Raw genomic sequence first — 12123 nt, forward strand, 5'->3', positions numbered from 1 at the left:
GAAGCCCGAATTCCGCAGGATGTTTTTCAACAATGAAAAACGTCATTGACGAGTGGGAGGATCACGTGGGCGAGCGAGCCGTCAGAGAAGTGCCCTGAAAACGAGCCCTCGGGCCTCATCGCCGAAAGACGTAAACCGCACCTCCGGCGTCGTCGGAGACGAGGACGGAACCGTCCGGCGCCTCCTTGACATCGACCGGCCGGCCGACGTCCCTTAGAAAGGTCGTCGCCGAGACCGGCCGTCCGCCCCGGAAGCGCAGCCGCACGACCTGATAGCCGACCGGCACGGACCTGTCCCAACTGCCGTGCTGGGCGACCAGCGCGTCGCCGCCGAGGCTGCGGAAGAAGTGGATTCCCAGGGCTGCGACATGAGCCTGGAAATTGAAGACGGGCGCGATCTGACGGGCGGGCGGCGTCGCGTCCTCAAATCCTGTGAGACGGATTTGGCCGCCGAAATAGGGGAAGCCGTAGAAGCCGCCCGGCCGAAGCGCATTCAACTCGTCGGGCGGGACGTCGTCGCCCATCCGGTCGGCACCATTGTCGGTGAAGAACATGGTGCCGCCTCGCCAGTCGAAGCCGACAGAGTTGCGAACGCCCCAGGCGACGCGTCGAAGGTCCGACCCGTCCTGGTTCATGCTGACGATCGTTCCCTGCAGCCCGCGCGGCGAGCAGATGTTGCAGGGCGATCCAAACGATACATACAGCCGGGCATCGGGGCCGACTGCGATGTAGCGATAACTGTGGGCGCCCGAATTCGGCAGGTCTCGGCGAATATCGCGCCGGCCGCTCAGAGCGCCGCCGCGCCCGATATCGAAAACGGTGATGCTGTCCCTCGAGGCGACGAACAGGCGGCCGCGGGAACACGCGACGCCGTTCGGAGCGGAGAACCCGGACGCCACCCGCCGGGCGCGGCCCCCGGATAACGGCACGGCATAGACCGAGGACCCCTTGGTACCGACAAACAACGTGTCGCCGCAGACCGCCATTTCGCGCGCGGCGGGGACGCGGGCAAGCAGTTCGGCTTGGGCGGGGGCAGCGACGCCGAAGGCGACGGTCGCGACAGCGGCGAGCGCGAGAAATCCGGCTTTGGCGGCAAAGACGACCATAGGCGCCTCCGAATGCAAGCTGAATTGCTGGAAGGAATTGGAGCGGCCCACTGTCGTTTCAAGCGGAAGCGCCGGCCTCACGGCGAAGTGATCGTCGGAAGCCGTTGTGGAACTACCGGTTCGGCGAGCCGACACGCGGCGTTGGCTCGCTCATGAAGGGACGCTCCCCTTTCCGCACCAGATAAACCTCGCGCTCCGGATTGGCTTCGATGACGAAGCCTGCGCTGCGCAGCATCGCCTCGACGCCGGCGCGGTTCGGGATGAACCAGTTGGTGGGATCATCGGCGAAGCGGTGTTCGACGAAGAACAGCTTGGGATAGTCCGGACGATCGAAAACATCCCATTCCGGAAAATCGTAGTTGGTTTCGACCGGCGAGACCGACCTCGATCCGCGCTGCATGCACTGGAACAGCATCTCGTCGCCGACCACGTGCTCGTAGAGGAGATCGAGCGCCAGAAGCGGATGGCGCAGGTGGTAAAGAACACCCATGAAGATCACCAGGTCGAACCTTTCGCCGAGCTGCGCTACGTCGTAGACGCTCATCAGCCGGAACTCGATCCGCATCCCTGCCTGCTCGGCGGCGAATTTCGCCTGCCGCAGATAGCGCGGATCGGAATCGATGCCGAGCACCCGACCGGCATTGCGGCGCTTCATTTCCTGTGAATAGAAACCGGCATTGCAGCCGATGTCGAGCACGCTGCGCCCGCCGAGGTCCTCCGGCACGACATGCTTGAACGCCTTCCATTTCACGGCGGGATAGTCTCCGAGGAAATGATCGGGAGACGTTTCGACGCCGGCGATCCGCATGTTGTGGAACCAGGGTCCGAGCGCGGCGATCTCATCCTCGATCGTCGTTCGGTATTTCGTCTGCTGAACCATCATCAGAGATCCTGCGAAAGAGCCGACATTTCCGGCTGACGCGTGGGACGGCCGCGCCGGCGGACCGGCCTTTGCTCCGGGAGCATCCGTTGGAACCAGCCGATCGTATGAGTCAGCCCCTCGTGTAGCGGAACCTTCGGCTCCCAGCCGAGAAGCGATTTTGCCCGGGCAATGTCGGGGCGGCGGCGTTGCGGATCATCGGGCGGCAAGGGTGCGTGGACGATCGTCGACGCGGTCCTGACTTTCGAAAGCACGAGCTCGGCGAGCTCGATGACGGTGAACTCGCCCGGATTGCCGAGGTTCACCGGCACCCCCGGATTGGGATCGCGATTCATCAGCCTGATCAAGCCCTCGACGAGATCGGACACATAGCAGAAGGACCGCGTCTGCTCGCCGCTGCCATAGACCGTCAGCGGCTCGTTGTTCAGCGCCTGGACGATGAAGTTCGAGACGATCCGGCCGTCGTTCGGGCGCATGTGCGGGCCGTAAGTGTTGAAGATACGCGCCACTTTCGCGTCGACGCTGCCGGCCCGCAGGCTGTCGAAGCAAAGCGCCTCGGCCGCCCGCTTGCCTTCGTCGTAGCAGGCCCGCGGCCCGGTGCAGTTGACATGGCCCCAATATTCCTCCTGCTGCGGATGCTGTTGCGGATCGCCGTAGATCTCGCTCGTCGAGGCCTGAAGGAACCTGGCACCGTGCCGTGCGGCAAGCCGCAGCAGATTTCCGGTTCCAGTGACGCTTGTCATCATCGTATGGATCGGGTCGGCCTGGTAGGAGGGCGGCGAAGCCGGGCAGGCGAGATTGTAGATCTCGTCAAGCGGCTCATCGCTTGCGATTTCGTCGCAGACATCCTGTTCGACCATGGTGAAATAGGGGTTGCGCTGAAGTTCGGCGACATTCGCCGGAGAGCCCGTCAGATAGCTGTCGAGGCAGATCACCCGGTTGCCGGCATCAAGCAGGGCTGAACAAAGATGGGATCCCACGAAGCCGGCCCCGCCGGCGACCAGGATGACCTTTGCGCGATTGGCTCCGTTTCTCTTTGCCATAGGCCGTTCTCCTTTGGGTTATACCCGAAGCCGCCGCTCGGAATGTCTCGTGGCGAGATCGGTCTTGGGCGCGACGCTTTCGATGGCCTCGACGAAGGTTCTGGCACGCACCGCAGCGCTATGCGCGCTTGCGACGCGCTGGTAGGCGCGGTCGGCGACGGCCCGGCACTGGCGATCGTCGAGGCTCGTCAGTGCCGCGACGACGTCGTCGCTGCTCGTTGCGACGATGGCGGCCTGTCCCGGCGGGAAGAAGCTGTCCAGGCCCCTCCACCAATCGCTGATCAGCGGCGTGCGGCAGGCGGCCGCCTCGAAGAGCCGGACGCTCGGCGACCAGCCCGCCGCCACCATGTCGGCACGGGTCACATTCAGCGTGAACCGCTGGCGGCTGTAGAACTCGGCATGTTCGGCAGGCGGCAGATGCTCGATGCGCTCCACATTGCCCGGCCAATCGATCCCGAGCGGATAGTTCGGCCCGGCAACGACGAAGCGCATTTCAGGCAATCGCCGCGCCGGCTCGATCAGCAGACGTTCGAGTATCGGCTGCCGGTCGGGGCTGAAGGTTCCGAGATAGCCGAGATCCCATTTTCTCGGCGCACCGGTGTTGCGATAAATGTCCAGGTCGACGGCGCAATAGAGCGGCACGGGTCGCCTCGCCCCGAAGTCGCTCCGAAGCCGATCGAGCATCCGGCCGCCGGAAAAGGAGAAATAGAGATCGAAGAACGGCACCTGCCGGCGCGCCAGATATTCCTCGTCGCCGCGCCCGAGCTTTGCAAGCGTCACCGGCGTGTCGATGTCGTAGAAGCACAGCCGCTTCGGGCCGAGATCGAGGACCGCGTCGATCACCTCCACCCCGTCCGGCACGTAGGACCCGATGACGACGCCGTGCGCACCGGCCAGCCTGCCGCCATGCCGCGTCAGCAGTTCGTCGACGCTGCCATACAAAACAAGCTCGCAGAACTCCGGCTCGATGAGGTCGCGGTGGCTTGCATACCAGGGGACGTCTCGTTCGAGGAAAGTCACCCGATGGCCGGCGGCGTGGACGCCCCGAAGCAGCGCTCGAAATGTCGTCGCATGGCCGTTGCCCCAAGAGGAGGATAGCGAAAGGCCGAGGACCGCGATATCGAGCGAACGGTTCATTCGGCTGCCTCCACCCGACGCGACCGCTCGCGGAAGATGCGGTCCACTTCGGCCGCCCGATGTGCATAGGTATGTTCGCCGAGCACGCGCTGGAACGCCCGCTCCCCGACCTCCCTCGCAACCTCACCCGTCAAGGTCCGCATCAGTTCCGCCACGTCGCGGCCGTCGCGGGCGACCAGCACCTCCTCGCCCGGCTTCAGGAAGAGTTCGATGCCTTCCCAGGCATCGGTGATCAGGCAAGCGCCGGCGCCTGCCGCCTCGAAGACGCGTGTGGCTGGCGAGAAACCGTTCTCAGCCATGCTGTCGCGCGAAATGTTAAGGACCGCGCGCGGCGTCGCGTTGAAGGCGTTGTGGTCGGCAGTCGGGACATGGCCGATATAGGCGACGTTTGCAGGCAGCGGCTTGTCGTGCCAGCCGGCTCCGCCGAGCAGGAAGCGCCGATTGCCGAGTTGCGCTGCCGGCTCGAGGAAGAACGCCTCCACCCGCGCCTCGCGATCCGGCAGGCGATTGCCGAGGAAGGCAAGATCGGCCGCAAAGCGTGGGTCTTCGGCGACGCGATGATGCGTCTGCGGGTCGACCGCATTGTAGATCGGCACGCATTGGCGGGCGCCAAGCGCGCGATAGGATCCGACGACCGGATCGCCGCCGCCATAGGTCAAGACGAGATCGAGCGATGCGAGGGCGCGCCGCAGCGGATGATCCGGCGAGGCCCGGAGCTCCTGAAGCGTCGCGGGCGCGTCGACGTCCCAGAAGATCTTGAGCGCGGCCGGACGTGCTGCCGACATCACCTTTTCGAGCAGGTCGTCGTCCTCGAAGCCGACGCCGCTCGCCTTGATGACGATGTCGGCCTCGGCCGACGCCGCAGCAACCCGCTTCAGCGCCGCGACCTTCCCTTCGTAGACGACGACCCTGCACCAATCCGGCGGCTCGATGTCGCGGTGCTTCTGGCGGTCATAGACGTCCGGCTCATAAAAGGTGATCTGATAACCACGCGCGGCCAGCGCCCGCAGCAGACCGCGGTAATAGGTCGCCGCACCGTTCCAATAGGCCGAAACGAGGCTCGATCCGTAAAATGCGATCCTCATAGCGCCACCTCCTTCGTCGTGACGAGATCACCCGCAGCGCCTATCGGCCGATAGGAAGCGACGATCTCAAGGAGCTCGTCGACGCGATGCGCGCAGGTGTGGCGTGTCCGGATCGTCTCCAGCCCGCTTGCCGTCATCTCTTTGGCAACGGCCTGCTCGGCGAGCACCTGGCGCAGGAGACGCGTCATCTCCGATCCATTCCGGGCGAAGAGAAAGTCCTTGCCGGCGCGGAAAAGCCCCTCCGCATCGTTCCACGGCGCCGAGATCAGCGGAATGCCGCAGGCAAGCGCCTCGAACACGCGGATGGTCGGGATTCCGGGCAAGGCCTCCACATAGGGTCGGCGCGGGATGTGCACCGTTGCCCGATGCTCGGCGAAGGCACGCGGCACCGCGGCGTTGGCGATCCAGCCGCCATAGGCGATTGCCGCCGCCCGCAGCGCCTTCAGCGCGCTGCCGGGATAGCGGACGCCGCGCACCGCGGTCTTGAGCCTCAGCCGTCCCGCCGGCTCGATGAGGAAGGTGGCGATCTCGCTGCTCCGCTCGTCGTCGCCCCAGTTGCCGATCCAGACCAGATCGCCGGTCTTTTCCACCTCCGGCATCGGGTGAAACAGCGAGGTGTCGGCCGCTTCGTGCCAGGTGAAGACATGCTTGCCCCAACCGGCGTTGAGATACCGTTCGCGAAGCGCCTCCCCGAAAGCGAGTACGAAATCATAATCGGTCAGATCGAGCCGGGCGATCTCGCGCCGCTGGCTGACGGCCCGATGATGCGTGTCGTGAAAGGCGAGCGTGAACCGGCCGCCATTGCGTCGGAGGCGCCCGAGCCGGGCGATTAGGGTCGGCTCGGTCCACTCGTGCACAACGACCACGTCGACGTCACCGACTGCCGCCTCGTGATCGAAGTTCGGGTCGTAGCTCTCCGCGCGCAATTCGGGGAACTGCTTGCGGAAGGCGGCGATCGGCGCGACACCCTGGTCGGCGATCAGGTTCAGGCGGCTCCAGGAATCGCGCGGCTCAAGAGCCGTCGCCTGATGTCCGCGGCGAACGAGTTCGCGCATCACGCCGCGCAGGAAATGGGCATTGCCATGGTTCCAGTCGGAAACGAGGGATTGGGTGTAGAACAGGAACCGCATCGCTCACTCCGCTGCCGTCAATCGGGAGGATTTGTGCATCGCCAGGCTGTAGGCATCGAGCACCCGGTCGCGCTGCGCTTCGATTGTGAAGCATTGCGACCGAGATCGGGCCAAGCGGCCAAGCTCTGCGCGATGCGCGGCATCCCGGGTCAAATCGTTGACTGCATCCGCCAGCGCCTCCGGATCGCGCGGATCGAAGAAGCGTGCCGCACCATCCCAGAGTTCACGGTAGGTTGCGATATCGGCAAGCACCAGCGCCGCTCCGGCGCCGGCCGCCTCAAGCGGCGCCAGGCCAAACGGTTCGTAGATCGACGGCGAAACGACGACCGCAGCGCTCGACATCAGCGCCATCACCCGCTCGTGACTGATCTCGCCCCTGTGATCGGCGTGCGCGATGGCGAGGTGCTGGCCGTTCGGCCCGCTGCACGCCCCCGCCATGACGACCGGCCAGCGGATCGTGGCGGCAGCCCTGTCCAGCACCGCGCCGTTCTTGCCCTCGTCCCACCACCGCCCCGCTGCAAAGACGAAATTCCGCTTTGAGATCATTGCAGGCTGCTCGCGGCTGGCGTTGTGGACGACGGCAAGATTGTCGATCGGGCCATAGCAGCGCTCAAGCACCGCCGCATGGCTCCGGCTGGGGGCCAAAACCACGTCAGCGCGATTGAAACCCAGCCGGTTGCGCCGCTTCTGCCAGTGCCACTCCTCCGGCGGGCCGCCATTGCGCACGGCCTCGAACCAGGTGACGACGCAGGAATGAGAGACGGTGACGACGGGCACCTGCACAGCCAGGCCGGCAGCCTGCGAAGGCAGGTTCAGATGAATGAGATCAACGGAATGCCGGAGCGCCAGTTCGCCGAGCCCATCCGCCGCGGCTTCGAGTGCACTTTCCTCGTCGGCCATCCAATCCAGCGGCACGCCAAGCCATTCGAGGCGGCCGATCCGGGCAGCTTCCCGGCTTTGCACCATGGAGGGCGCGGGACCGAAACCCGCGAAGACTGTTTCGATGCCTGCCTTGCGGAGAGCCTCGGCAAGATCCATCGCGTAGCGCCAAACACCGCCGACCGCATCGACGCTCATCAGGATGCGGCGCGGCAGCCGCGCCGGGCCCTCATGGGTGAATGGGCGCGAGACGGCTGGAGCGCGGGCGATCATGCGGTGACCCTCCGCGGCCGGTCCCGAAACCGAGACTTGCTGACCTCCGCCCAATCCTGCAGAAGCCAGGCATGAAGGTCGCGCAGGCCGGCGCGCCAGCCCGTGTGGGGTCTCCAGCCGACAGCGTCCGCAAGTACGCGCGTGTCGGCGACGAAATACAGCTGGTCGCCGGCGCGCCAGTCGCATTTTTCGGTCCTCAGCCTGCGTGCCGTCAGGAGTTCGATCTCGTGCAGGACCTCGGCGAGGCTCACCGCATTGTCGGGACCACCGCCCAAATTGAAGGCACGGCCATGAAAGCGGTCGATCGACGTCAGCAGTGCCCTATAGGCTGCCACCGCGTCGCCGACATGGAGAATATCGCGCACCTGCTTGCCGTCGCCGTAGATCGAGATCGGCTCACCGGCGAGCGCGCGAATGAGAAAATGCGCAACCCACCCCTGATCCTCCGTGCCGAACTGCCGCGGACCATAAACGCAGCTCATGCGGAGCACGGCTGTCGGCAGGCCGAAGGACTTCGCATAGTCCAGCACGTACTGGTCCGCGACGCCTTTCGAGCAGCCGTAGGGCGTAGAAAAATCGAGCGGCTGCGCCTCTCCGACTCCGTATCGGCGCGTTACGGCATCGGCCGGCAGGTAGCGATCTCCTGCCTCTTCCATCTCCAGGCCTGCCAATCCCCCATAGACCTTGTTGGTGCTGGCGAATATCACCGGTGCGCGGCGCCCGGCACGCCTGGCCGCTTCTAGGACGTTCAGAGTACCGCGCGCATTCGTTTCGAAGTCATCGACCGGCTGCAGCAGGCTGGTCGTCACAGCCGTCTGCGCGGCGAAATGGAAGATCGCCTTGGCGTCCTTGAAAACCGGCTCGATAGCGGCAAGATCGCGAATATCCGCAATCTCGGCCTCGACGGCCCCGCCATGATTGTCCACGAGCCACTCTAGATTGCGCTCGACGCCCGGGCGGCTCAGATTGTCGAGGACGATCACCTTCTCGCCGTCGCGCAGAAAGCTGTCCGCGAGATTGCAGCCCAGAAACCCGCTGCCGCCGACAACAAGGGTCGCTGCCGCTTTCCCGGAAAGGGCGGGCGCCGCCACGCCTGATCGCTTGTCAACCGACCGGGCGCTCATCGGACGAGCCCCCGCGTTTCAAGATGACGCTTCATTTCGGCGCCACGGTCGATCGCACCGACGCTCAGCACCCAATGCGCGAATTCCGCGAGCGAGTCCTCGAGCCTGTGCGTCGGCTGGAAACCGAGCAGGTCTTGCGCCTTGGAGATATCGGCGAAGCAATTGCGGATGTCGCCGGAACGCGCCCTGTTCATGATCTCGGGCGCGAGTTCGGGGACACCCATGGCTTCCGCCAGCAGCGAAGCGACGTCGGCAATGGCGTAGGCATGGCCGCTGCCCACATTGATGACGTGGCCCGCCGCCTGCGGCTGCTCGAGCGCCAGCCGGAAGGCGCGCGCCACATCGCTCACGTGAACGAAATCGCGCCGCTGCCGGCCGTCCTCGAACACCATCGGCGACTGCCCGTTGGCAAGCCGTGACGCGAAATTGGCGAGGACGCCGGTATAGGGATTGGAAAGCGCCTGCCCGGCACCGAACACGTTGAAGAGGCGGAGTGCGACGGCCTCCCTGCCATAGGCTTCACCGAAGATCAGCACCTGTCGTTCCTGGGTGTATTTCGTCAGGGCGTAAATGGAGGCGAGGTCGACAGGCTTGTGCTCGTCCGTGGCAACGGGCCTGAGCGTCTCTCCGTTCGGTCCGAGCAGATCCCATGCGCCGGCCCGGATATGGGCAGGTGAGCGCCTGGCATTCGGCATGCGCTCGCCCGTCGAGGACTCGTAAACACCTTCGCCATAGACGCTCATCGACGACGCGACGACGATCCGCTGGACCGGGCTTTCGATCATCGCCTCGAGCAGCACGGCCGTCCCGAGATCGTTCACACCGACATAACGGGCGATCTCGTACATCGACTGGCCGACGCCCACCTCGGCGGCGAGATGGATGACGCAATCGATCTCCGTCAGCGCGTCCTTGACGGCGTCCGGATCGCGAATGTCGCCCCGGCGCATGTGGACGTCCGGCGGCAAGGTGATCTGTGCATCCGCGTGGACCTGCTCGTGAAACGAGTCCAGCACGGAGAGCTCATAGTTCCTCGAGAGAAGTTCATCGACTACATGCCTGCCAATGAACCCGCAGCCGCCGGTGACAAGTACCTTTGTCATAACCGCTCCTGACTATGACCAATCAGAGATAGAGACAAAGCTCCAACAAACGTCTGCAGCAAAGGTTCCTTCATCTATGACTTCTTCTTTGAACATCTATATAGCTGATGATTGTGCTGGCTATCGCCCGCGCACGCCCAAGCTACAAACCTCGCTCTTCCCATGAGGTTCCATGACAATCGGCCGGGCAGGAACAAAAGCCGGAACATGAGGTTAAGGGCCCAAGGCGGCCGAGCGTCTTTCTTGGGGCGCCGCGACGAGGGTATGGCGGGGGATATTCTTCCACTCAACGCCCACGCTGTGCCGAGCCGCCGGACATGCTCCATGTCAACAGCGGGAGGCAGGCATGAACATCAGAACGCAGCCGAGGACAGACACAATGTCCGCGGCGATCATCACCGGGCCAGGCGAGTTGCGACTCGAGAAATTGCCGGTGCCTGAGCCCGGCCCCGGGCAGGTCCGCATCAAGCTGCAAGGCTGCGGCGTTTGCGCATCCAATCTCGTACCCTGGGCCGGGCCGGAATGGATGCGGTTTCCGACCGAACCCGGCGCGCTCGGGCATGAGGGCTGGGGGATCATCGACAAGATTGGCGAAGACGTGCATGGTTTCGCACCGGGCGACCGCGTCGCGGCGCTCTCCTATCACGCCTACGCGACCCACGACATTGCGGACCAGACCGCGATCGCATCCCTTCCCGCCGCGCTCGCGGATGAGCCCTTTCCGGGCGAGCCGCTCGGCTGCGCCTTCAACATCTTCCGGCGGAGCGCAATCCGGCCCCGCGAGACCGTGGCGATCATCGGCATCGGCTTCCTCGGCATCCTCCTGACGGAGCTCGCAAGCGCGGCGGGCGCAAGGGTCATCGCCATATCGCGCAGACCGTCTTCGCTCGCTTCGGCCAAACAGGCCGGCGCAAGCGAGGTCATCGCCATGGACGACCATTGGCAGATCATCGACAAGGTGAAGCAACTGACCTCCGGCGCGCTTTGCGACTGCGTCGTCGAGGCGGTGGGCAAGCAATGGCCACTCGACCTCGCCGCCGAACTGACGAAAGAGCGCGGCCGCCTCATCATTGCAGGCTACCACCAGGACGGACCGCGGCAGGTGAACATGCAGCTCTGGAACTGGCGCGGCCTCGACGTGATCAATGCGCATGAACGGGACCCGGCCGTCTACATGCGCGGCATTCGCGAAGCGATCGAGGCGACGGCAGCCGGCCGCCTGTCGCCCTCAAGGCTCTATACGCATCGGTTCCGGCTCGAAGAGCTCGGCCCTGCGCTCGACATGACGCGCGATCGTCCCGAAGGCTTCATCAAGGCACTGGTGATCTACGATGAGTGACGCGATGCCACTTGCAACGAAACTGGACGCCACGACCCGCCCACGCGTCGGCTTCCTCGGCGTGGGGCGAATCGGCTTGCACCGCATGCGGGCGATCGTCGAAACCGGCGCCGTCGAAACGGCTGCCATATTCGACCCCACGCCGGAAATGGCGGCTGCGGCGCGCGAGCTGACGCCCGACGCCGTCTTGGTCAATTCCCTTGAAGCCCTGCTCGACCAGCGCCTCGACGGCATCGTCATCGCCTCTCCGAGCGCCCTCCATGCCGCCCAGTCGATCGTGGCGCTGGAGCAGGGCCTAGCGGTCTTTTGCCAGAAGCCGCTCGGTCGAACACGCGACGAGACCCTGGCGGTCGTCGAAGCGGCGCAGCACGCCGACAGGCTGCTGGGCGTTGATCTCTCCTATCGTCATACCGTCGGCATGCAGCGGATCCGGGACCTGATCACTTCGGGCGAACTCGGCACCGTATTCGCAGTCGATCTGACCTTTCACAACGCCTACGGTCCCAGCAAGCCATGGTTCTACGACAAGGCGCTTTCCGGCGGCGGCTGCGTCATCGATCTCGGCGTGCACCTCGTCGACCTCCTGCTCTGGGTCCTCGGATTTCCGGAGGTGGCCCGCGTCGAAAGCCGGCTGTTTGCCAAGGGCGTTCCCATCCGCCGCGATGGCGACGAGGTCGAGGACTATACCGTCGCGACACTCGAACTGGCTGACGGAGTCGTTGCCCGGGTCGCTTGCTCCTGGCACCTGCAGGCGGGATGCGACGCGGTGATCAGTGCCGATTTCTACGGCACCGAAGGCGGTGCCAGCCTCAGAAACGTCGACGGCTCCTATCTCGACTTCCGGGCCGAACGGTATCGCGGCACACAGCGGGAGGTGCTGGCTCTTCCCCCGGACGATTGGGGCGGACGCGCCGCGGCGATCTGGGCCGAGCGCCTTGCCGCAGGCGAGCGCTTCGATCCGGAAAACGATTGCTTCGTCACCGTCGCCGACGTTCTCGACAGGATCTACGGAAGATAGCGGTGAC

General features: G+C 64.9%; 11 protein-coding genes. 2 read left to right on the forward strand and 9 right to left on the reverse strand.

Going from position 1 to position 12123, the window contains the following annotated elements:
• Nucleotides 1-115: 115 nt before the first annotated feature.
• From CO664_RS20030 to CO664_RS20070, 9 genes are all read right to left on the reverse strand, one after another.
• On the reverse strand, nucleotides 116-1105 hold the full coding sequence (locus tag CO664_RS20030) for a PQQ-dependent sugar dehydrogenase (RefSeq protein WP_097526712.1): 990 nt from the start codon (nucleotides 1103-1105) through the stop codon (nucleotides 116-118).
• 112 nt (nucleotides 1106-1217) lie between these two features.
• A complete protein-coding gene (locus CO664_RS20035) occupies nucleotides 1218-1985 on the reverse strand; it encodes a TIGR04290 family methyltransferase (RefSeq protein ID WP_037420129.1) in 768 nt (255 codons plus the stop codon).
• Between the two features lie 2 nt (nucleotides 1986-1987).
• Nucleotides 1988-3028 carry a UDP-glucuronic acid decarboxylase family protein gene (locus CO664_RS20040; RefSeq protein WP_037419913.1) on the reverse strand — a complete coding sequence of 347 codons (1041 nt, stop codon included), beginning with the start codon at nucleotides 3026-3028 and terminating at the stop codon, nucleotides 1988-1990.
• An 18-nt stretch (nucleotides 3029-3046) separates the two neighbouring features.
• Nucleotides 3047-4165: a glycosyltransferase gene (locus CO664_RS20045; protein WP_097539708.1), complete on the reverse strand. Its 1119-nt coding sequence runs from the start codon at nucleotides 4163-4165 to the stop codon at nucleotides 3047-3049.
• Complete coding sequence (locus tag CO664_RS20050) at nucleotides 4162-5250, reverse strand: glycosyltransferase (protein WP_097539709.1); 1089 nt, start codon at nucleotides 5248-5250, stop codon at nucleotides 4162-4164. The genes CO664_RS20045 and CO664_RS20050 overlap by 4 nt, the downstream gene beginning before the upstream one ends.
• Nucleotides 5247-6380: a glycosyltransferase gene (locus tag CO664_RS20055; protein WP_097539710.1), complete on the reverse strand. Its 1134-nt coding sequence runs from the start codon at nucleotides 6378-6380 to the stop codon at nucleotides 5247-5249. Before CO664_RS20055 ends, CO664_RS20050 begins: the two co-directional genes overlap by 4 nt.
• A 3-nt stretch (nucleotides 6381-6383) precedes the next feature.
• A complete protein-coding gene (locus CO664_RS20060; RefSeq protein ID WP_176536634.1) occupies nucleotides 6384-7457 on the reverse strand; it encodes a glycosyltransferase family 4 protein in 1074 nt (357 codons plus the stop codon).
• 71 nt (nucleotides 7458-7528) lie between these two features.
• Entirely contained in the window at nucleotides 7529-8656 is a 1128-nt protein-coding gene (locus CO664_RS20065; RefSeq protein ID WP_097539712.1) for an NAD-dependent epimerase/dehydratase family protein, read from the reverse strand.
• Nucleotides 8653-9759: an NAD-dependent epimerase/dehydratase family protein gene (locus CO664_RS20070; RefSeq protein ID WP_097539713.1), complete on the reverse strand. Its 1107-nt coding sequence runs from the start codon at nucleotides 9757-9759 to the stop codon at nucleotides 8653-8655. The genes CO664_RS20065 and CO664_RS20070 overlap by 4 nt, the downstream gene beginning before the upstream one ends.
• Before the next feature lie 346 nt (nucleotides 9760-10105).
• Between CO664_RS20070 and CO664_RS20075 the strand changes: the two genes are divergently transcribed.
• Nucleotides 10106-11098, forward strand: a complete 993-nt coding sequence (locus CO664_RS20075) for a zinc-binding dehydrogenase (RefSeq protein ID WP_037419931.1) — start codon at nucleotides 10106-10108, stop codon at nucleotides 11096-11098.
• Complete coding sequence (locus tag CO664_RS20080) at nucleotides 11091-12116, forward strand: Gfo/Idh/MocA family oxidoreductase (protein WP_097539714.1); 1026 nt, start codon at nucleotides 11091-11093, stop codon at nucleotides 12114-12116. The genes CO664_RS20075 and CO664_RS20080 overlap by 8 nt, the downstream gene beginning before the upstream one ends.
• Nucleotides 12117-12123 lie beyond the last annotated feature (7 nt).

The organism is Sinorhizobium sp. NG07B (assembly GCF_002532005.1).
GTDB lineage: Bacteria > Pseudomonadota > Alphaproteobacteria > Rhizobiales > Rhizobiaceae > Sinorhizobium > Sinorhizobium fredii_C.